At 51.7% G+C, this 22,401-nt stretch carries 14 protein-coding genes; 3 read left to right on the forward strand and 11 right to left on the reverse strand.

Translation table 11 applies throughout. The annotated features are described in order from the left end of the window. Nucleotides 1–95: 95 nt before the first annotated feature. Complete coding sequence (locus NBH12_RS01095; protein WP_250819068.1) at nt 96–2,348, forward strand: LTA synthase family protein; 2,253 nt, start codon at nt 96–98, stop codon at nt 2,346–2,348. Nucleotides 2,349–2,425: 77 nt separating this feature from the next. Next, complete coding sequence (locus tag NBH12_RS01100; RefSeq protein WP_041473459.1) at nt 2,426–4,720, forward strand: LTA synthase family protein; 2,295 nt, start codon at nt 2,426–2,428, stop codon at nt 4,718–4,720. A gap of 26 nt (nt 4,721–4,746) precedes the next feature. On the opposite strand, the gene NBH12_RS01105 is transcribed toward NBH12_RS01100, so the two are convergent. The 9 genes from NBH12_RS01105 to NBH12_RS01145 all read right to left on the reverse strand — a co-directional run bounded on the left by NBH12_RS01105 (nt 4,747) and on the right by NBH12_RS01145 (nt 17,446). After that, nucleotides 4,747–6,270 carry a glycosyltransferase gene (locus NBH12_RS01105; protein ID WP_015439285.1) on the reverse strand — a complete coding sequence of 508 codons (1,524 nt, stop codon included), beginning with the start codon at nt 6,268–6,270 and terminating at the stop codon, nt 4,747–4,749. Nucleotides 6,271–6,294: 24 nt separating this feature from the next. Continuing rightward, entirely contained in the window at nt 6,295–7,563 is a 1,269-nt protein-coding gene (locus NBH12_RS01110; RefSeq protein WP_015512077.1) for an ABC transporter ATP-binding protein, read from the reverse strand. Beyond that, nucleotides 7,563–8,396, reverse strand: coding sequence for an ABC transporter permease (locus tag NBH12_RS01115; protein WP_015439287.1), 834 nt, complete (start codon nt 8,394–8,396; stop codon nt 7,563–7,565). The genes NBH12_RS01110 and NBH12_RS01115 overlap by 1 nt, the downstream gene beginning before the upstream one ends. 21 nt (nt 8,397–8,417) lie before the next feature. Further along, on the reverse strand, nt 8,418–10,418 hold the full coding sequence (locus NBH12_RS01120; RefSeq protein ID WP_052787478.1) for a rhamnan synthesis F family protein: 2,001 nt from the start codon (nt 10,416–10,418) through the stop codon (nt 8,418–8,420). Nucleotides 10,419–10,455: 37 nt separating this feature from the next. Next, nucleotides 10,456–11,775 carry a glycosyltransferase family 2 protein gene (locus tag NBH12_RS01125; RefSeq protein WP_052787477.1) on the reverse strand — a complete coding sequence of 440 codons (1,320 nt, stop codon included), beginning with the start codon at nt 11,773–11,775 and terminating at the stop codon, nt 10,456–10,458. Nucleotides 11,776–11,787: 12 nt separating this feature from the next. Continuing rightward, nucleotides 11,788–12,684 (reverse strand): glucose-1-phosphate thymidylyltransferase RfbA, encoded by an 897-nt coding sequence (rfbA, locus tag NBH12_RS01130; protein WP_052787476.1) that lies wholly within the window; start codon nt 12,682–12,684, stop codon nt 11,788–11,790. 140 nt (nt 12,685–12,824) lie between these two features. Next, complete coding sequence (locus NBH12_RS01135; RefSeq protein ID WP_052787475.1) at nt 12,825–14,276, reverse strand: sugar nucleotide-binding protein; 1,452 nt, start codon at nt 14,274–14,276, stop codon at nt 12,825–12,827. Nucleotides 14,277–14,283: 7 nt separating this feature from the next. Further along, nucleotides 14,284–15,306 (reverse strand): dTDP-glucose 4,6-dehydratase, encoded by a 1,023-nt coding sequence (gene rfbB / locus NBH12_RS01140; protein WP_052787474.1) that lies wholly within the window; start codon nt 15,304–15,306, stop codon nt 14,284–14,286. A gap of 49 nt (nt 15,307–15,355) precedes the next feature. Then, nucleotides 15,356–17,446 carry a DUF7657 domain-containing protein gene (locus NBH12_RS01145; RefSeq protein WP_250819069.1) on the reverse strand — a complete coding sequence of 697 codons (2,091 nt, stop codon included), beginning with the start codon at nt 17,444–17,446 and terminating at the stop codon, nt 15,356–15,358. A gap of 168 nt (nt 17,447–17,614) precedes the next feature. Between NBH12_RS01145 and NBH12_RS01150 the strand changes: the two genes are divergently transcribed. After that, nucleotides 17,615–18,556, forward strand: a complete 942-nt coding sequence (locus NBH12_RS01150; protein ID WP_250819070.1) for a glycosyltransferase family 2 protein — start codon at nt 17,615–17,617, stop codon at nt 18,554–18,556. A 40-nt stretch (nt 18,557–18,596) separates the two neighbouring features. On the opposite strand, the gene NBH12_RS01155 is transcribed toward NBH12_RS01150, so the two are convergent. Both NBH12_RS01155 and NBH12_RS01160 read right to left on the reverse strand, forming a co-directional pair. Continuing rightward, nucleotides 18,597–20,456: a glycoside hydrolase family 25 protein gene (locus NBH12_RS01155; protein WP_052787472.1), complete on the reverse strand. Its 1,860-nt coding sequence runs from the start codon at nt 20,454–20,456 to the stop codon at nt 18,597–18,599. 274 nt (nt 20,457–20,730) lie between these two features. Continuing rightward, a complete protein-coding gene (locus tag NBH12_RS01160; RefSeq protein WP_025300093.1) occupies nt 20,731–22,137 on the reverse strand; it encodes an LCP family protein in 1,407 nt (468 codons plus the stop codon). Between the last annotated feature and the right edge of the window lie 264 nt (nt 22,138–22,401).

A 22,401-nucleotide genomic window follows, 5' to 3' on the forward strand; every position in this document is an offset into this window, starting at 1 on the left:
CCCAACATCATCCGCCCAGTGTATCTTGAATGACTTTATCCCGGGCTTTTTATTACAATGCGCAAGTACGTTGTTTATAGAAATGAGCGAGCAGAGTGGACGACATCCAAAACGACCAGGAGCCCTCAGCGCCAGAAACTGGCACAGACTTGGAGAAAACCGGAGTCCCAGCTGTTCCCTCAAACCAGGATGGCGACCAGCAGAACAGCAAATTACCGCTGCCTTTCGCGTTGAATTTCAGCTTACTAATGGCCTCAAGGCCTATGTCCACGCTGGCCAAAGCCGTATCTCTCCTGTATGCCCTGCTAAAAAAGCGGCCCAAATGCCCCTATACGTTGTACGTAGTGGTACTGGCACTCATCGACTCCGCAGCAGTGCCGTTCATTCAGTGGGGAATGTACAAAGAGCCCACCTATGCTGACCCGGATGCCATAGACGCCAATACTAAACTCTTTGACAGCATTCCCGGCCAACTCACCAAGTTCGTATCCCAGATGTGGATGGAACAAAAGTATATATGGCTGCTCAACTTCCTAGTGTTGGGCATGGTGCACCTCGCACTGGTGTTCGTGCTAAATCGCTTCTGGGTGGCGACCGCCATATTCTCCATTGTCATGTCTGTATTCGCCGTGGCGAACAGCATCAAGGTTTCTCTTCGCAATGAGCCGGTTATCCCTTCTGATCTGGGATTTTTCTCCAGCGGCAATGGCGGAGAAATTACGTCATTCATTCCCAAGAACAGACAGTCTTTGGTCAACGGAACCATCACCATGCTCATTTGGCTGACCATTATTTGCTTGGCTCTGCAACTCATCGACGGTCGCCGTTGCGTGATTCCTTGCCATTGGTGGCGTCCATTTCGCAACGTAAAAACTATCATTGGCAACTGCATTCGCATCATCGCCGCAGTGCTCAGCGTTACCTTGTTATGGTCGTTCACATGGAATCTGGGAATCAATGATTCATGGTCCTATAACTGGGCCAAGAGCTTAGGAGATAACCCCAAACCGTGGAGCACGGTGGCCGATGCCACCGGCAACGGACCGACCATGAATTTTCTGCGATTAGCCCATACCAAAACCATGGATAAGCCCGAAGATTACAGTGAAGAGACCATGGCAGCGCTGGCCAAACGCTATAAGAAGAGCGCAAAAATCACCAACGAATCCCGCGCCAATAAACTCACTGATAACACCGTGATCATGATTCTTTCAGAATCGTTCTCCGATCCAACGCGAGTGCCGGGTATTACATTTACCGAAGACCCGATGCCCAATATTCGCGCGTTGAAAAACACGACCACCGCTGGTTTGATGCTTTCTCCAAGCATCAGTGGAGGCACCGCGAATATCGAACATCAGGCCTTAACCGGACTCAGTCTGGCATTGTTCGATAATTCCATGCAATCCCCCTACCAAGAGCTGGTTCCACATCAAAAGTCACCATACACATTCAATCAAATTTGGAATAGCGTATACGGCAAAAATGGTTCTGTGGCATTCCATCCTTTCTACAAGCACATGTATTTGCGTGATAGCGACTACAAGAAATTCGGTTTCAGCAAACTGTATACGTTGGACAGCAAACCAGAAATCACACATCAAGATCACCTCGGAACCTCACCTTATGTGAGCGATGCTGCCTCATACCAAAATGTCCTTGATGCGCTCGGCAACAGCGGCCACGCACAATTCATTCAGTTGGTCACTATGCAAAATCACACACCGTATGATGACTATTATCCTGACAATCAGTTCAGAGAAGCCGATGTTTCTGAACTTTCCGATGATGAAAAATGGGATATCGACAGTTATGCCAAAGGTGTTGATATCACAGATCAGGCTACTGAAGACTTTTTGAATCAGCTTAATTCGACGGATAAGCCAATCACTGTTATCTTCTACGGCGATCATCTACCCGGCGTTTACAATACTGCAGCAGCCGACGAAAACAATGCAATTCCGCTGCATGAAACTGATTACTTCATCTGGTCGAATCAGGCTTCCGTGTCCGCTGGCACCAAACTCGATTCACAGACTTCCAGCTACACATCATCAAACTATTTCATGGCCCTAGCCGCTGAACATCTCGACGCCAAAGTATCGCCCTATCTGGCAATGCTTACACAAGCGCAAACGCAAATTCCAGCGATTAGCCGTCTGGTTAGCTCTAATGCCTCATGGGGTGATGGTAGTACCGTTTACCTAGATGCCGAAGGCAATCACGTGACAAGCAAGAACCTCTCAAAAGAGGCAAAGCAGATGCTCCATGATTACCGTTTGGTGCAGTATGACATGACTAAGGGCAAAAACTACCTCAGCAATTACGGATTCTTCGACGTTCAATAGATCTTGAATAGTCTGACTGTATTTCGGACTTCCTATTACAATATTCAGGTACGTTATTGAAGAAATGAGTGAGCATAGTGGGCGATACCCAGGATAATCAGGAGTTCACAGTAGAAGAAGCCGACACAAACGGTACGACTTCGGCGGAAAGCAGCCAATCCTCTGCTCATTCAGACCGAGACGATAATTCTCAAGAGGCTCAAAAGAGTAAACCGTCGCTGCCTCCAATCTTCCAGCAGATCCGAGCACAGCTCAACACGTTGATGGCCTCTCAAACTATGACTGCGCTTTCCAAAGCCCTGACAGTCTTGCACTCCGTATTCAAGAAACGACCTCGATTCCCTTACCTCCTGTACATAATGGTGATGGCAATCGTCGATTCAGCCGCGGTGCTGTTCATTCAATGGGGAACCTATACGGAGCCGACCTATACCGCCCCGAGCACAGTGGACGAAACCACACGGCTGCTGAACAGCATCCGCGGTCAACTCACGCGCTTCGTCGCACAGATGTGGATGGAGCAAAAATACATCTGGCTGCTTAATTTCTGTGTTCTGGGCATGGTCTACCTGGTGCTGATTTTTGTGCTGAACCGATTCTGGGTGGCAACAGCCTTATTTGCGATTATCACGAGCGTATTCGCTGTGGCGAATCACATCAAAATCCAGTTGCGCAATGAACCGGTCATTCCCTCGGATTTGAGCTTCATTTCCAGCGGCAACGGAGGAGAAGTCGCATCATTTATCCCCAAAGACAGCCAGGCATTAGTAAACAACACCATCACCATGCTCGTCTGGCTTACGATTGCATGCCTGCTGCTTCAATTTATCGATGGTCGCCGTTGTGTGATTTCCTTCCACTGGCGTCGTCCATTACGCAACACAAAAACAATAATCGGTAACTGCACACGTATTGTTGCAGTCATTGTCAGCACATCCCTGCTGTGCTCGTTCACCTTGAACCTCAACACGGTAGGTTCATGGAGCCACAATTGGGCACAGGCGTTGGGTGATAGCCCTACCTTATGGGACGCTGCCGGCGATGCCAGTCTGAATGGCCCCACAATCAATTTCTTGCGCTTGGCGAATCCAAAAACCATGACGAAGCCAAGCGACTACAGTCAAGCGACCATGCAGGAAATCGCTCAACGATATAACAAGATAGCCGAAAAAACCAACCAGTCCCGCAGCAATAATCTCACGGACAATACCATGATCATGATTCTGTCGGAATCGTTCTCTGACCCAACGCGCGTTCCCGGCATCACCTTGTCGGAAGACCCGATGCCTGATATTCGAGCGCTCAAAAATACCACCACTTCCGGCCTAATGCTTTCGCCTGGGTACGGCGGAGGCACAGCCAACATCGAATACCAAGCTCTCACCGGCTGGGATTTGGCACTATTCGACAATTCAATGCAGGTGCCCTATCAGCAGCTCGTCCCACACCAGAAAGTCACAGAAACTTTCAATCAGCTCTGGAATGACCGATACGGTGCTAGCGGATCCATCGCTTTCCACCCGTATTACAAAAACATGTATTTGCGTGACATCGACTATAAGAAGTTCGGTTTCAGCCATTTTTATACGCTGGACAGTAATCCGCCAATCACGCATCATGATGGATTAGACAACTCTCCATATGCCAGCGACGCGGAAGCCTATCAAAATGTAGTTGATGAACTGCAGAACAGCAATCATCCGCAGTTCATCCAATTAGCGACGATGCAAAACCATCCTCCATACAGCGATTGGTATTCTGATAATCAGTTCAAGGATGCCGACACCACCAATTTGCCGGCCGATGAAAAAACAGGAGTCGATACATACATCAAGGGCGTCAGCATTACCGATCAAGCAACCACCGATTTCCTCAACCAGCTTGATGCAATTGACCAGCCGATTACCGTCATATTCTATGGAGACCATCTACCCGGCGTGTACACGACTGCACGCGCCAGCTCGAAAAATACCATTACCATGCAGGAGACAGATTATTTCATCTGGTCCAATGAGGCATCAGCGTCAGCCGGGACGAAACTCGATCCGGCAGCTGCCGCTACTAGCTACACCTCTCCAAACTATTTCATGGCCATGGCCAGCGACCATATGAACACCAAAGTATCTGCTTATATTGCGTTCCTCTCCGCAATGCGGGCTGAGATACCCGCCACGGAGCGACTCACGCTTGGTGTCAGCGGCGTCACCGACAATACACCAACTGTCTATTTAGACGCGAACGGCAACGTTGTAAGCAAGAAAGAACTGTCCTCACAGCAGAAGAAGCTACTCAACGATTATCGTCTTATTCAATACGACATGACTGCTGGGAAAAACTATCTCAGCAGCACAAAGTTCTTCGACGTGAAGTAAACCGGCAAGCCACACCACAAAATTGGTTATCTGCGTAGTGAATTCAAAATTGCCTTGATTTTGCGCGGTATAGCGGTAATCAGCAAACCAACCTTGAACGATGTCGACTCTTTTACGGACTGAATCTCCATGCTCTTGGAAGACAACGACTGTTCTAATAGCGCTTGATTCGAGCACAAAGAATTTATGCGCTCCTCATAACTCTTCGAGGATGCAATACGCGCATCAATCATCAAGTCAACCATCACATCATCATCGGCACTAGAGGCAGTTGAGGAACCCAGTGAATCGAATATTCCTCTCCACAGGCGCGCGAAATCATAATTGGACATACCCACCATGCTGTTGAAGGCAATATCCCCCAACTGCTTCATCTTTTCGGGGTTCTGCCACAAACCACAAATAGCAGATGCCGCTGCAGATCGGTTTCCTTGCCCCACCTGGATAACGCTCTCGTCTTGAACCAAAGTCAGATACGGCAAAGCGTATATAACGCTTGGAATGCCCACTGTTTTCGCTTCGGCCAGAGCAATACCGTAGCCCTCATATAGAGATGTATGAAGATACACACTGGCTTTCTGTAGGTAAGGAAGTACATTATCCTGAGCACCTACAAAACTCACAGCATCAGATAGATCAAGAGAATCTCGCAACTGACGAAGCTGTTGTTCCGTTGCATCATCTGCAAAAGGACCAACCATAATCAGATGTGCATCAGGACACTGTTTGACCACTTCAGCCATAACCCGCAATGCCTCATCCGGACGCTTATCGAATAATGACAGGCGCCCAACCCATACAATGTTATAAGAATCAAGCGCCGCGCGTTTCGACGAATCCGGCTCGATGGTTAATGGATTAATGGTCTGCCATACATGAGCATTGAATAGTTGCCAGAAACGTGTATTCACATCAGATAACGTTATGACGCCATCTGAGTATCGATACGTCAAAGCCAACTCGGCGCGCATACAATCTGCGTCGAACATGCAACGCATGACGCCATGAGTGTAGATGAGGAAAGATACGCCGCTCATCTTGCAGAGCAGCATATCCCAGGGAAGCGTTTGTCCAAGCCATTGCCCGTACACTAGAGCGTCAACTTGCTCCGCATTGAGGATATCCGCTAACGCTTTTGCCCGGTTCTCGTAGTTCTCCGCATTCGCTTTGCAGTAACTCGGAATAATGCGGCGCTCAACAATCTGGTTCACTTCGTACTCATATGCACTAGTGTCATCGTCGGTAATCAGCACTACCCGATATCCCATGCCGGCCCAAAGGTTGGCAAGGAATGCCGTCACGCGTTCAGCACCGCCGATGGATAGCCCCGAGTAATAGAGCGCAACTGTATGAACAGTCCTTTTTGGCTGTGCCAGGCCCGCTATCGGCCCTAATGCTCGCACGGCCTCTACCGAATTAATCCAGTATTTGGAAGCAACGGCAGATACGATTCCCGCGATCCCGTACTTATTGGAAGCTTCAACAAGTAAAGATTTTCGTAATGATGGCTCACCGCTCACCAATGCGTCAGCATATTCAGCAATATCCAATACATGCCTCTATCGAAGATAAGATCAATCGAGTCTATTAATCTGAATCGCTCGGCTGCTCAGCATGCCAGCCTCACCGTTGCGATCATTGCGAATAGCAAAATAACCGCTGTTCTCATCGTTCGTGAATGCGATCATTTGCGGATCATCGCCGGGTTTTTCAACAGATCGCAGAGTGGCATAAATCTTGAACTCACCATTGTTGAAGATATCAAGCGGCATTTCAAAACGCATAGTCCGGTGCCCACGCTGCGTGATGACCATGCCAAGATTGTCGGTCTGCGATCCCGCATCATAAGCATGTCCACTGCGACGAGAATCAAGCAATGCAATACCGATGTACGCTTCTCGGTCTTCATTAAACTCATATTCGATTTCAAATTCGAGCGGCTCAACACCATCAGCCACCGATGAACTCGATATATTGACCTTAAGGGTGGGCACTCGTTCACTAAGACCCGTAGGATACTCTTTATCGTCTGTTTCATTATTGGCATCATCACCAAGGGGACCTGCATTCTTCTTGAAGTTCTCCAGCGTGTAACGATCTGCTACATCGTCCTGGTTTCCGGACGCAATAATCTCTCCATCCTTTATGAGGATAGCCTTATTGCAATATTTCTTAACCGAATCCATGGAGTGAGTTACCAAAATAACTGTCTTCGTGGGATCTTGCTTCACTTCGGTGAAGAAATTATCACACTTACGTTGGAACGCTTCATCGCCCACAGCCAATACTTCATCCAAGACCAGTATGTCGCCCTTAGCCTTAATGGCGACCGCAAATGCCAAACGCACCTGCATACCACTGGAATAGTTCTTTAGCTTCTGGTCCATGAATTCGCTAAGCTCTGAAAACTCAACAATGTCGTCATACATTGCATCGATTTCTTCTTGGCTAAATCCTAAAAGGGCACCGTTAAGGTACACATTCTCTCGACCGGTCAGTTCAGGATTGAAACCAACGCCAAGCTCAATGAATGAGACCAGTTTCCCGTCAACAGAGATTGAACCTTGATCCGGCATATAAATGCCCGAAATCAACTTCAACAGTGTCGATTTTCCGCTTCCGTTTCGACCGACAACGCCAAAGAAATCCCCTTCTTTGACCTCAAAGTTGATATCGCGCAGCACATGCTGCATCTTGTATCCGCTAATTCCTTTAGTCCAGTTGATAACGGCCTGTTTCAGGCCTGACGCCTGCTCCGTCGGCAACCGAAATGATTTGGCTACGTGCTCAACTTTCAGTACAGTCTTACGATTGTCCATCGTGCCCTCTTGTGCGTTATTCATCACAGCACCTCCGCGAATTTCTGACTGTACTTACGGAATATATGAATACCCAACCATAGGATAAAGAAAGTCAAGGCAACAGGGATGAGACGAATACCCCAGTTGCTGATCTCTTTCCACACTGTTGGCGTGGTATCCGGCGCGATGAGGTTATGCCTAATATCCTGAATAATCTGGGCCGGCGGGCTCAGCAACATAATTTTCGCGAAAATAGGATTATTCGTTTTTTCAGTTACCAGCGACAGAGGATAGATAATAGGCGTTGCATAGAAGAACACCTGCATGAGCACTTCCCAAATATGCTGCATATCACGGAAATACACATTCAATGCGGCTAGCAACAGGGCCGTTCCCAAAGCAAGAGCATAGAATTCTATGAAATTAAGCGGGAGCCACAACACATTCCAGGTGAAGTGCACCTGATTAAAAATACAAAAAACCAGCACTACACACATGTTGATGGCCAAGCTGATTAAAGCGCCGACCGTTGCAGAGACGACAATAATGTAGTTGGGGAAATGAATCTTACGCAGAATGTCCCCTCTGCCTACGATAGCCGTCAATCCCATATTCGTCGCCTCAGCGAAGAAATTCCACAAGCTGATACCCAGCAGCAAGACCAGCGGGAAAGTCGGCGTGCCATCGGTAAACTTCAGGAATTTGACGAACACCACATACATCACACAGAACAGCATTAACGGCTTCAAGACCGACCACGCAATTCCTAGAAATGATCCCTGATAGCGCAGCTTAAAATCAGTTCTCACCATTTCTTTAAGCACAATGAACGAATAGCGGTAGCGCTCTTTTAGCTTTATCAGCATCGTATTCATATCCTCATTTGCCATCAACTATTATTTTTTAGGTGCACTTTTGTGCTTGAAATCACCACGAAGCACCGCCCTGATTTGTCCAATCACAAATCGTACCGCGGTAATTGGAGCCCATGCTGCAGTGTAGATGACGCTCTGTGCTGGCTTAGGAAGCTTAAGCACAGTTCGTGACGTGATCCATTGAAGTCCTAAATGTGTGCGATGCTTGGCTATTTTCAGTGTTCTCCAACGAGAAGTCGCCAAATTCAAACCACGCAAATTCGTCAGCAATGATTCTCCGCGACGTGCTTCTGCAGACGAGCCCATCATCATGGCAGCGGTATAGAACAACGAATCCACTTCAATGCGAGCATATCGATCTGAAAGCACCCATGACGGATAATATCCACGCGATTGACATATATATCCGTTGGCTCGTTCGATGGCATGCGAAATAGTACCGTCTTCGCCCATCTGTCCTTCGGGCAAGAAGTCTTCATACTTCCACCCATACTCGAACAACGGTTTTAATGCCTCAACACGGAACCAATAGCACGACCCCATCGCGGATGCAGTTGGCTTAGTGGGAGAGAGCGGCACATGAATGCCCAGCCTGTCTTCCAAAAGCTCCTTCGTGATCTCATAATTTGCGCCCCAATCGTGAGGAATGGTGTGCGCAAAGTACAAAGCGTGATATGGCGGCGGAGGCGCCACCTGACCAAGACGCGGGTTCTCCGCAAATAACGTCAGAATGTTCTTGACATATGCCTCACTGCCAAGCGTATTCTCCATAAGCTTGTACGCGAATCCTTGGCTCTCGGTGCCATGATGTCCATTTTCCTGATTCTGGCTGGATTTCTTATCATGAGCGAAACCAATGACGTCATATTTTCCGCTCAACACCACCGGGCAAGCGGCCACAAGCAGAGCCGAGACATCACGACCACGATTGATAACGGGGATGAATGTCGCCTGATGAGAAATCCCACGCTGTTGCATGTATTCCCGAATCTGGGGAATCTTATCTTCGGTAGAGGTGATGTATAGATCTGTTTCTTCCGGCAACGATGCAATGTAGTGGCAAGTGTCTTCTAGCAAATCCATGAAGTAGACGTGATAGATGAACGCCGAACGAGGATGATCATGCGTCTGTGGATTGATGGCCTGTGAGGGCAGCACATAATCAAGATGCATGGCCTTGCGGATATCGTCAATGTTGTAGGACGGCAAAATAGCATCCCAGATCATATCCACGTCATAGTCAGTATGATCTCGAAGGTACTCGTACAAATCCAGAGCTGGCTGACCGGCCGTCTGGTCGAAATAAGCACTGTAATCCACGAAGAAAGAACGGCGCTTGAAAATAGGGCATCGATCATCTCGCACGATTTGCATCGGCATGTACAGCAACGGATATGAAGAATATCCCTGATATTTTCGACAATCGATGTACGAGGCCCAGGTGAAGCCCAAATCAGCGAAATGCTTGGTGAAGGTCATCTCGTGTTTGCGGGTAACCTCTGCGTAGTCTTTCCACAAAGGCATGGTCTCCCAGTACTCGTGGAACGCCGGGGAAGACACTAAAGAGCGCCTGTACGCATGCCAATAGGCCTGAAGATGCGTTGGAATCTGCTCCTTATCAACTGTCTCACCCACATACGCAGTGATACCCCAAAAATCCACATCCTTGCGATCCATGCACGCAAACATTTCACGGAACGGATACACCGGTCCCATAACTGTGTCATTCAGGCAAATGACTTCATCATATGACTCAAGTTTTTCCCAACCGAGTGTGAGAATGGCCTGCTTGTACGCAGCGACGTCAAGTCCTTTATTCTCTCTAACGATGATCGTCTTCGTGTATTCAGAGAACAGTTGACGAGCCTGATCGCTAAGTTGCCCGTTTACAACTACGACTAGATCATCTAAGTTATCCATCAAATCATCAAGAAAGGTCTTGATAAAGGATGCAGCATGACCATACTTGTCATAGAAACAGTAGATACCCAGTCGCTGTTTATGCCCGCTATTAACGCTCATCTCCGTCCTTTCACGCACTACATCATTCTGCAAAATGCTATCTTTCCCTCTTCGCACGCTGTGCATGTGAGCGTATCACAGATACCAAATCTCGGTTCAGCGAACCTGCCGGCATGACTTTGTCAATCACGCGACGCATGAGTGTACCTTTTTTGAATCTCGCTTGCGCCTCTATCCGTTCTTGTTCTGCCTGCAGCGCCTGCTGCTCTTTCAATTGGATTTCCGCCACATGATGCTCTACAGCTTGTTCCAACTGCCGGTATTGATCATACCTAGGTAAATTCCGGCCGTCATCAACCAAAGGAATTATCTTGGCGAGAATCTGCCCCCACCGGTAAAACTCATCGTTCCCGGGAGGAATCGAATTCTTGCTCAACAAACTCTCACCACGTGCAATAAGGGGATCAAATAACATGATTGCTGCGTCAGCAGCACCCCATGTTTCAACGATAGCCGTATATCCTTTATCTTGATCCGCCGCTGGCAAACGAGTTACCCAGTCAGTAACAAGCATGAGAAGATATTGCCGTTTCATCCAAAGGCTTGTGCGACTGTAGAAATCGGTATCGTCTCGCTGAGAGTTGCAATACTCACACAGCAAAAGATACATTTCGTGCACTTCTCGTTGCCGTTTCGAGAACTCCTCTGCCGAATACAATCTTCGCCCGGATCTGCCCGCTCCAATACGGTACTTCAGGGCATGAAAATCAGCGTAATTCTGTAATGTCTGAGACTCATTTGCGATGACAAAAAATTCGTAGGTGTCTTCCATATACCCAAGACGCTTGGATGTCATCTTGGAAAAAGACTCTCTGATGGAATCACCTCGATAAGTGCATACCGTAACGCTCCATACGTCACGAGGGGAAATTATGTCGCTGAATGCAGTCTCTATAATTTCCCTAGAGGTCCTCATGCCTTGGGCATTATTAAAGACCGCTTCCACAGCTATTGCCGTGCCATCGTCCGCACCGCTTTCGGGAAAGGCATCCAATCCAAAGCGGATAATGTCAGGAGATGAGGCACGAGTCAGCATGGATACCTGTTCGCATAGTAAGGCACTTATACTGTCATCACCATCAACGAAGTACACATACTGTCCTTTGGTCGCCAACGCACCAGTTCGCCGGGCAAGGTGTGCACCTTCATTTTCCGATTTTGCGATTATATGGAACCGCTGATCATCCGCTACTTCACGAGTAATGCATTCCAGCGTACCGTCAGTACTCGCGTCATCTACTACGATGACCTCGAAATCATCCAAAGTTTGGGCCTTGACGCTTTGCAAACATTGAATAATGTAGGGCTGCACGTTATAGGCAATAACGACAAAAGATAGCAACGGCACAGCAACCACGACCCAACAACATCATCGAGCGTCGTGCGGCTTAACAATAATCTTGTTCTCCGCCACATCCTTCAGATGCTTGCCATACGGCGACTTACCGTACTTCACAGCGGCCTCCATCAGCTCATCACGAGTAATCCAACCGTTCTCAAAAGCGATTTCTTCGGCAACGGCGATCGGCAGGCCCTGAGCACGCTGCACGGTGCGCACGAATTCGCCTGCCTCATACAGGGAGTCCATGGTACCGGTATCCAGCCAGGCATAGCCGCGGCCAAGCGTCTGCACGTTGAGGGTGCCGTCTTCCAGATACATCTTGTTCAGATCGGTAATCTCCAGCTCGCCACGGGGGGACGGCTTGACCTGCTTGGCGAACTCGGTGACGCGTTCGTCGTAGAAGTACAGGCCGGTCACCGCATAGTTGCTGGCCGGGTGCTCCGGCTTCTCAACGATGGAGATGGCCTTCTTGTTCTCATCGAATTCGACCACGCCGTATCGCTCAGGATCGTCGACGTAGTAGCCGAACACTGTGGCACCATGTTCCACCGTGGCGGCCTTGCGCAGTGTCCTGCCCAAACCGTTGCCGTAGAAGATGTTGTCGCCGAGCACCAGCGCGCACGGCTCACCATCGATGAACTCCTCGCCGAGGATGAATGCCTGGGCCAGGCCATCCGGGGAAGGCTGCACCTTGTAAGAGAAGCTCACGCCATACTGGGAGCCGTCTCCCAACAAACGTTCGAAGTTCGGCAGATCCTTCGGCGTGGAGATGATCAGAATGTCACGGATGCCCGCCATCATCAGCACGCTCAACGGGTAGTAGATCATCGGCTTGTCATATACGGGAAGCAGCTGCTTCGAGGTCACCGTGGTCAGAGGGTACAGTCTCGTGCCCGAACCTCCAGCGAGAATAATGCCTTTCATGAAAAACCTGCTTTCCACAACGTTTTACTCATTATTCGTCTACAAACATATTCAGCTTAGCTAACTCTTATTCAAAATGAAAAACCGCGCAGAGAGCCTGCGCGGTTTTATCACTTGAGGTCAACTGTTATGAACAGCTATCAGCCGAGTTCCTTCTGCACGTAGGTCTTGAGGGTCTCCTCCCAGTCGGCGGGCACGTATCCGGCTTCACCGATCTTGGCAAGATCCAGTGCGGAGTTGACCGGACGCGGAGATACCGGGTTGGTCGCGTTCGCGAAGTACTCGGCGGTGCTGATGGGCTTGACTTTGCTGCCGTTGCCGTTCGTCAGGTCGAACACCTCGGCCGCGATATCAGCCCAGGACTTCACGGCGCCGGAGCCGGTCAGGTTGTAGGTGCCGTAGGGGGCATGGCTGTCGAGCAGGTGGAAGATCGCCTCAGCCATGTCGCGGGTGAAGGTCAGGCGACCGTACTGGTCGTCCACCACGGTGACCTGTTCCAGCTTGTCGGCCGGGTCGGCGACCTTGTTGGACAGCATCATCATGGTCTTCACGAAGTTGTGCCCCTCGCCGATCACCCAGCTGGAACGCAGGATGTAATGCTCAGGTGCGTTGGCCACGGCGATGTCGCCCGCAGCCTTGGTCTGGCCGTACACGCCAAGCGGGGCGAACGCCTCCGTCTCCGTGTGTTCCTTGGCGGTGCCGTCGAACACATAATCCGAACTCACGTGCACGAGGGTGATGTGGTGGTCCTTGGCCACCTTGGCCAGCAGAGCCGGACCCTGGGCATTCGCCTTCCACGCGGTCGGACGGCCTTCGGCGGTCTCGGCCTTGTCGACGGCCGTGTAGGCACCGGCGTTGATGATCGTGCCGTACAGGCTCCAATCGTATGCCTCGTATGCCTTCGGGTCGGAGAAGTCGAACTCGTCGATGTCCGTGTACTCGAAGCCCTCCAGACCATGCGCTTCCGCGTAGGCGCGGATCGCGTGGCCCAGCTGGCCGTTGCAGCCCGTCACCAGGGTGCGCTTGGGAGCCATGGGCTTGGCGTCCTTGAGCATCGGGTGGTGCAGGTCGGCCTCGCTGCGTTCGGACTCCTCCAGCGGAATCGGCCACTGGATGTTCAGTTCCGGATCCGCAAGGTTCACGAACGTGTAGGTCTTCTTCTGTTCGAGCGACCAGTGCGCGTTCACCAGATACGTGTACACCGTGCCGTCCTGCAGTGCCTGGAAGCTGTTGCCCACGCCGCGAGGCACGTAGATTGCCTTGGACGGATCCAAACGGGTCGTGTACACCTGGCCGAAGCTCTCGCCCGGGCGCAGGTCAACCCATGCGCCGAAGATCTCGCCGGCCGCGATGCTGATGTACTTGTCCCACGGCTCCGCGTGGATGCCACGGGTGACGCCCTTGGTGGCGTTGTAGCTGATGTTGTTCTGCACCGGGCCGAAGTCCGGCAGACCCAGGCCCATCATCTTGGCGCGCTGCCAGTTTTCCTTGAACCAGCCACGGTTGTCGCCATGCACCGGCAGGTCGAACACCAGAAGGCCCGGGATGTTCGTCTTCTCGACCTTCAGTTCCTTCTCGAATTCAAATGCCATGATCGGATCACTGTCCCTGCTGCTTGTACCTGGCCTCGGTGGCGGCCTTCGCCGGCTCCCACCAGGCACGGTTGTCCGTGTACCACTTGATGGTCTGCTCCAGGCCCTTCTGGAAGTCCGTGTGCGTCGGCTTCCAGCCGAGCTCGGTCCGCAGCTTGGTGGAGTCGATCGCGTAGCGGCGGTCATGGCCCGGACGGTCCTTCACCCAGTCGAACGCGTCCGGGTCCTGGCCCATCACGGTCAGGATGTCGCGCAGCACCGTGATGTTGTTGCGTTCCCCGTCCGCGCCGATCAGATACGTCTCGCCCAGACGGCCCTTGGTCAGGATGGTCCACACGCCCGTGGAGTGGTCGTCCGTATGGATCCAGTCGCGCACGTTCTCGCCGTTGCCGTACAGCTTCGGGCGCAGGCCCTCGAGGACGTTCGTGATCTGGCGCGGGATGAACTTCTCCACATGCTGGAAGGGGCCGTAGTTGTTCGAGCAGTTGCTGATCGTGGCGCGGATGCCGAACGTGCGGTGCCACGCGCGCACCAGCAGGTCCGAGCTCGCCTTCGTCGAGCTGTACGGGCTGGACGGATGGTACGGGGTCCGCTCCGTGAACTTGGCCGGATCGTCCAAAGCCAGGTCGCCGTACACCTCGTCCGTGCTCACGTGGTGGTAGCGCACGTCGTACTTGCGGGCCGCCTCCAACAGGCGGAACGTGCCCTCCACGTTCGTCTTCAGGAACGGCTCCGGGTTCGCGATCGAGTTGTCGTTATGCGACTCCGCCGCGTAATGCACGATCGCGTCATGACCCGGCACAATCCTGTCGAGCAGCTCGGCGTCGCAGATGTTGCCGTGCACGAACTCCACACGATCGCCCAGGATCGGACGGATGTTCTCCAAGTTGCCCGCATACGTCAACGCATCCAACACCGTCACATGAACATCGGGATGATTGTTATACACGTAATGCACGAAATTCGAACCAATGAAACCACAACCACCGGTCACAATGATGTTATGGGGAGTAAACAGTTCTTCAGCCATAACCTACAGCATACCGTCAGGCATACCGAGACGGCGAGAAAAGACATTGTTACTGGTGTTGAACAATTCGATATGGGGTTCGCCCATCAATCGTTTCGCCAATGCGCTCGAACGAATACCCATTGAACTGCATCGCATCCAGTTTCTGCGGAGAAAGCACATTGCTCACACCTAGCTTGCGCAATTGCTCCGGCGCGACATGCACGGTAAACGAATCAGGCGCGACTAATGTGAACACATCGGCCGACTCCTGTTCCACGACGTTCACAGAAACAAATGCATACCGATTGTAGATTTCTTCCCATTGTCCATTGGGATCAAGCTTCTTCCATGTGGCAAGATCAGGAGTGACTTCCAACGCATTCAATGTGTTTATTCCATTTGCCACTGCAAGATTCGCCAGCTGAGAGCCGAATGCGTCATCTATTGCCCACATTCCTGGATTCTCAGATTGCAGCGACTGCACTTGTTGTATCAGCGGCTGCTTAGTCACGGGCGCACTCCCATACTGCACAGGATTCACAGACAAACCTGATACCAACAGCCCAACGGACACAATTGGCGCCACAACTGTGCGAGCAATTACGCCGTTATTCAGAACAGCGAAACTGAGCAAACCCGCTATGGCAAAACACACCACGACCAGCAGCCGCCCAATGTACGAGAGATACATCGCATGATTAGCCCATGCCAATATCGCGGCAAACACAAAAGTCACCAGTAATGACTGCTTCCAAGAAAGTTCGCCATCGATAATGGCCGCCGCACGCACCAACACTGCGATATTCGCAACGCCCAAAACCACCACGCATCGGCCGCTAGTCACAGAAGTCAGCATCATTATCTTAGAAAGCCAAAGCGGCATACCCACGCAGGCAAATATTGAGAACAACGCTATGACTGTAATAAGCCAGGCACTAAGCACATCCACTTTTTTGCGCTTTATCATGCCGAATACGGCAAGAATTATTCCGAGCGGGAATAGATCTACGAAACGTGATGCCTCAACCATATTTGTTGTTACAGAGTCAACGACATAATCCTTGAACGGGAAAAAGAGAGTGCCCACGGATGATATCAGCGACAGAGGGGGCAGCCCTCCTCCGATGGATTGCCTTGCGCCCGGATATGCCGTGTGCAGCATGGATTGAATCGTGCCCCACGAAGTCACCACTGCAGAACCAAGAATCACACAGAATAAGGCAATTTCGCCCACAAAAATCAGGGCGTCTTTCCGTGAAATTCGAATATGTCCCCAATGCCGTATGACAATACAAAGAATCAGCACCGCAAGAAGATAACCCAGAGAGATTTGCCATGCGGGATACAAGGTCAGTGCAAACATCCCGGCGCATATCAGAATCACTGCGGCATATGCGGCCCTATGGCCAGACTCGGTATCGCCAAGATATCGATCAAAGCACACGATGGACACGAATATTGCGATAAGCATCTCAGGCAGTGCGTTGACCGCGAACCACCATTGCACCAACGGGGCACATGCAATGAGGATTGCACCAACGAACGCTACACCCTTGTGTTTCTCCTGCCGGCGATCATTGCTGATGCAGAGGAAGAACTCATATGCGGCCAAGAAAAGTACCACTAGGCGCGCAGACCAATAAAAAGCAAGTCCTCGGCTACTGCCGAAGAGGATATACCCCCAATGGAACGGCCTAAACAACTCGGCAAGAGCCAGCACAGGTGCATCCTTGACGATGAACATGTCCGCCGGTTTATTGCCAAACAAATCATTAAAGTAGCTATACCCGGAGTAGCTTTGCGAAAAAGCCAGAGGAGTGCCCACCACATATTCGTCGGTTCGTATTATGCGAGGGGTTCCCCATACCACGTCCGTAGACATGTCATGTCCCAGCCAGTAATTCCACATGCCTATGGATGAGCCGCTAATATTCAACAGCACGCAAGCCGCTATGACACTTGCTCCGAGCATGAAGCGATGGCGGTGCATCCACATACCCACCGGCTTCACGCCAAAAGCAATCATGGCGCCAATCACCAGCAGAGGCATCAATATCAGCAGGAACCGGATGCACAGCACCGGAACAGACTCCGTTGAAGCAACAGGAGCCAGCCGAAACAGACGTTCGCGAATGCTTGGATACGCCGACATAACCATGCTTGACGCCACTGCTGCGCATATGAATACCGCTATCAGGCGGATAAGAAAACCTCGGGCAGCAAGAGGTGATGGCTTAGAGTAACGCGTCCCTTGCAGTCGCTTTGTTGCCAAAATACTTCCTTAAGTGTCGTACACGGGTACTGGCCAACAAGTATAGTAACCACCATGTTCGAGAATAATCAGCCTTCCGTTGCGGTGCTTCTTCCTTGTTTTAACGAGGAGGTCACAATCGGCAAGGTGGTGCGCGACTTCAAGGCCGCGCTGCCGGATGCTACGGTCTACGTGTACGACAACAACTCCACCGACCACACCGCCGAGATTGCCGCAGCCGAAGGCGCCATCGTGCGCCGCGAGCCCCGCCAGGGCAAGGGCAACGTGATCCGCGCCATGTTCGAGGACATCGACGCGGACGTCTACGTCATGGCCGACGGCGACGACACCTACCCGGCCGACGCGTCCCCGGCCATGGTCGCCAAGGTGCTCGACGGATACGACATGGTCATCGGCGACCGGCTTTCCTCCACCTACTTCCAAGAGAACAAGCGGCCCTTCCACAACTTCGGCAACCGGCTGGTCCGCGGTTCCATCAACGGCCTGTTCAATGCGCATGTCACCGATATCATGACCGGATACCGGGCGTTCAGCTTCACGTTCGTCAAGACCTATCCCGTGCTCTCGCGCGGCTTCGAAGTCGAGACCGAGATGACCATCCACTCGCTGAACAACAACCTACGGCTCTATGAGATGCCCATCCAGTACCGGGACCGGCCCGCCGGATCGGTATCCAAGCTCGACACCGTGGGCGACGGCATCAAGGTCATGGGCACCATATTCCGCATGATCCGCGAATACAAGCCCCTGCCCTTCTTCGGTACCATCGGCCTTCTCATTGGCATCGTCGGCATCGCGCTCTGTGGAGGGGTGACCTACGAATTCGCCACGACCGGATTCGTGGCCCACTTCCCCACGCTCATCGGCGCCATCATGCTCGTCATTGTCGGTCTGCTGCTATTTGTTACTGGGATAATCCTTGACGTCATCGCGAAGAACAACCGCAAGACCTTCATCATTGACACCAATCAGTTTGCATACCTCAAGCGTCACTGAGTAACAATGCAGCAAAAATAGCAATCCTGTTCAGGAATAATCAGCTCCGCCAGGCGATACCCTCTTTTGTCCATCCCTGTGAGCCGCGAATATTATATTCGTTGCGATTTGATGTATAGAAGTGTTCATAGTTGGATCCGTTATACAAACGGTAAACAGCTGTACCCCCATTAGGGTTGCTGTACCAAGCGACACCTTCATATATCCATCCGCGTTGCTTGCTGAGCACATTCCTCTCATGCTGAGAAAGAGTGAAAACGTGCTGTTTAATACCCGGATGATAGAGACGGTACACAGGCTGTCCGGAAGTAGGGGTCTTGAACATGATTCCCTCATACACCCATCCACGCTGGTTCACGAGCACTGACATTTCATGCGCGTCAGCAGTGTAGTGATGCACACGAATACCAGGATGATACAAACGGTATACAGATCCAGTAGCCCCAACCGGAGCGGTTGAAGTCTTATTGCCGAACGCACTCAGATCCACGGTGCCGCTAATGCCATTCACACGGCCCTTGCTGGTGTACTGCCAACCGCGATCATTGGTGGGAAATGCAGTGTACTCCATTGAAGAACCGTACTGCGCTACCCAGCGGGTCTTGGAGTGAATATTGCTGCTGTTGAGTTCTTTGTTCAAATAAGAGGTGTACGAGTATACGGCAAGATTGGTGTATCCAGCAGACTTCAATTTGCTGTACCAAGCATTGACGATACCGTTGTACGTTCCAGGATTGTTCGGTACCTCATGGCCTGCCCATGTCCACTTTTCCAAGTCGTAATACACCGGATAGCCCAAATCGCTTGAGCTCACACCGGCTTTCTGCAGCAGGTTCACTAAACTGGATCCCTCAGCAGCACCGGTATTGGCGTCATAAGCGTACGAATAGAGGTATACGCCAAACGGAATACCCAAACGCCTGCACTCGCTGATATTGCGCAGTGCCTGATTATCGAAGCCGTTGTCCCATCCGTAAGCAATGCGGATGATTGCGCCTTCTACTCCCGAGTTCTTCACAGCTTGCCAGTCGATAGTACCTTGCCATGCAGAAACGTCAATCACGCCCTTGGCCTGCTGAACGAACAGGCTATTCGATGCATCAAAAAACGCTGCGGTACCGTTGTAGGAACCCCAGTGAGCGCCATATTCATTGTTCTGCAGTGCAGCAAGTCGCACAGAGCCCTCAGCAGTGGCCTTGGCCGTGCCACTCGTAGCGGCTGAACTGTCTGAAGTGTTACCAGAGTCAGGAACATCGCCGGAATTGGCGGCTTCATCTGAGTCAAAAGTTTCGCCGGAATTGAAAGCATTACCTGAATCCGACGGTGCTGGAGAATCAGACTGATTGGACTGGTCAGGCTGACTGGGCTGGTCATATTTGCTCGAATCATTAGGCCGGGTCTGCTCGGGCTGAGTATCAGACGTGTCTGGAGCGGTCTGCGCATCAGCCGCTCCCGCATTCGCGTCGCCGCCGTTGGCCGCAACCTTCTGTTTGACCTCATCGGCTTGTACCGGAATAAACGATTCACCGTCAGTCTTGGCAAGCGGATCAGGCTGAGAATCCTGCGTACCCACAAGCGCAGGATCAGTCACGGTCTCACCGGTGGTGATGTTCTTCAGTTCGCCGTCGGCGGTAACGGCATGATCTTCGGAGACCACAGTTGCATCGTCCGGAATCGCAGCAGAAACCTGATCCGGCAAGGCAGCGTCCGGGTTATCCGGCATGGCATCAGCAGCGGTGTCATCGGAGATTGTCTGTGTCCTGAACGGATCCGTCGACGCATTTGCACGCGCGTCCACGCTCACATCGCTCAATGCACTAGCCGGTGCTGCGCACACCGCACTTACCAGCGTCATTGACGCAAGTACCGCAACCGCACTCATCATTCTCTTCGCTGACATAAGCGTCCCTTACCGTTTCTTATTTCCGCACCGAGTATTTAGACATTCATACCAGCAATGCTCTATTTGCGTCCAGCAAGCACTTCGCTTGCCCGCACACCACAGTCAAGTCACCACCATGCCCGGCACGTTGCATAAAACAGAACCAGTGACCTTGCCTCAGCAAATTGCACGCAACTTTTCCCGCAATCGTTACGATTCGAGCGCGGCAAGCAAAGCACGGTGATCGGAACCTGAGGTTTGCCATGCGAGCTGTCAATAGTGTTAATAAGTGTTAGTAGGTCACGCCGCAGTAGGTCACTTCGATGTAACGGTTGTTCATACCGATGAACTGGCCAGTCACAGAACTGCGGATTGCTCCGGTCTCAGGATCGATGATGCCGCCGGTCTGGGCGTCAATCAAGGTACCGTCAGCCTGGGTGATCACGCCGATCTTTTCGTTGTAGGTGGAACTGTCGGTGACAGTTCCGTCAGCAGTGGTTCCATCGGCGGTCGCACCATCAGCGGTCGTACCGTCCGTAGTGGTAGTGCCATCAACGGTGGCCGCTGTCTCGGCCTTATCCACCAGCGGCTGCCCCTTGCGCAACTTCTCCCACACGGCATCTGCACCGTCGGCCAGCTGGCTGCGATTGGGATCTTCCACCCACGGGGTAATCGGAATCGTCATGGAATAAAGGTTATCCATGCTGAAGTTCTTCAAGCTAGTAGCCAGACCAGCCAATGTACCTACATTAGCCAGGCCTTCGCTCATCTGCACCGAGTCCAGCGCCGACTTTGCCAGCTGATACAGCTCGCTCGTCTGTGTGAAGTAGTTTTTAGACAATGCCGTCTTCACCAGCTGCCTGATCAGATACTGCTGCCTCGTGGTACGCATGGTGTCCGAGCCGTCCGTGCCCGTACCGTGGCGCATACGTGCATATTGTGTTGCCAGGCCACCGGTCAAATGCTGCATGCCTGGGGAAAGGTTCAATCCGGTGTAGACATCCGTCATCTGCGTAGGGATGCAGATATCCACACCTCCGATGGCATCAATCATGTTGACCAAGCCGCCGAAGTCAACCACCATGAAGTTCTGGATGTCCAGGCCGCTCAGATGGTTCACCTCGTTCATGGTGCAGCTGGCAGCCGAGGCCACGTCGCCGCCCTGCGAGTAGCCGTTGGCAAAAATGGAGTTGAACATCACCGAAGACTGCGCGGCAATCTCGCCGTTAGTGGTCTGGCAGCCCGGAGTGGAGACCATGAGATCGCGCGGTATCGATACCAGATTCATGCTCTTACGGTCTGCGGCGATCTGCAGAATCATCGTGGTATCGGAATTATGCAGATCCGCAACGTCGCTGCCGCTACCGCCAATCGCGGAGTTACCCGCACCATCACGCGTATCCTGACCAATCAACAGAATGTTGATTACCTTATTGGCATACGGATCCACCGGTGAGTCATCTACTTTCTTGGCACCCTTCTGCTGGATGACCTGCACCTTCTGGCTGCTGACCGCGCCAGACACATCGGCCCAAGTGGCAGCGGCGAACGTTCCCACAAACACCAGCACGGCAATAACAGCCATGGACACGGCTGCAGCGGCCTTGCGGCTCGTCCGGTATGCCATGATGTGATGGGGGCCGCGCACCTTCTGCCAACCAAAATTAGGCAGATTGTTCTGTGCGTGCCGGTTCGCCATATCCTTTGCCTCCCTGTTTCGCAAGACGGATGCATCAGGCATGTGCTGCAACCGTCCAAGACGAGCTATGCTCTTGCCGATATCGAGGCCGTTCCGCACTGCGCGGCAGCCTCACAAGAGCACGTCGACTCTGCGAATAATAGGTGTTATACGTCGTGGGTAAGTGTAACAGAATGCGATGAACCTATTCCTGATACGACGAATCGCAACAGAATTTCCATGTTCCGCGCGATTATGCGCAGTTTTTTGCATCGCTTTTACCCA

It is taken from the genome of Bifidobacterium sp. M3-N-101 (assembly GCF_023656805.1).
Classification (GTDB): domain Bacteria; phylum Actinomycetota; class Actinomycetes; order Actinomycetales; family Bifidobacteriaceae; genus Bifidobacterium; species Bifidobacterium breve.

What these genes read in the sequence shown, in the direction of transcription:
- NBH12_RS01145 (WP_250819069.1), bottom strand. Translation starts at nt 17,446, where the DNA reads ATGGTTATGTCGGCGTATCCAAGCATTCGCGAACGTCTGTTTCGGCTG.
- rfbB (WP_052787474.1), bottom strand. Translation starts at nt 15,306, where the DNA reads ATGGCTGAAGAACTGTTTACTCCCCATAACATCATTGTGACCGGTGGT.
- rfbA (WP_052787476.1), bottom strand. Translation starts at nt 12,684, where the DNA reads ATGAAAGGCATTATTCTCGCTGGAGGTTCGGGCACGAGACTGTACCCT.
- NBH12_RS01115 (WP_015439287.1), bottom strand. Translation starts at nt 8,396, where the DNA reads ATGAATACGATGCTGATAAAGCTAAAAGAGCGCTACCGCTATTCGTTC.
- NBH12_RS01135 (WP_052787475.1), bottom strand. Translation starts at nt 14,276, where the DNA reads ATGGCATTTGAATTCGAGAAGGAACTGAAGGTCGAGAAGACGAACATC.
- NBH12_RS01110 (WP_015512077.1), bottom strand. Translation starts at nt 7,563, where the DNA reads ATGAATAACGCACAAGAGGGCACGATGGACAATCGTAAGACTGTACTG.
- NBH12_RS01150 (WP_250819070.1), top strand. Translation starts at nt 17,615, where the DNA reads ATGTTCGAGAATAATCAGCCTTCCGTTGCGGTGCTTCTTCCTTGTTTT.
- NBH12_RS01120 (WP_052787478.1), bottom strand. Translation starts at nt 10,418, where the DNA reads ATGAGCGTTAATAGCGGGCATAAACAGCGACTGGGTATCTACTGTTTC.
- NBH12_RS01155 (WP_052787472.1), bottom strand. Translation starts at nt 20,456, where the DNA reads ATGTCAGCGAAGAGAATGATGAGTGCGGTTGCGGTACTTGCGTCAATG.
- NBH12_RS01160 (WP_025300093.1), bottom strand. Translation starts at nt 22,137, where the DNA reads ATGGCGAACCGGCACGCACAGAACAATCTGCCTAATTTTGGTTGGCAG.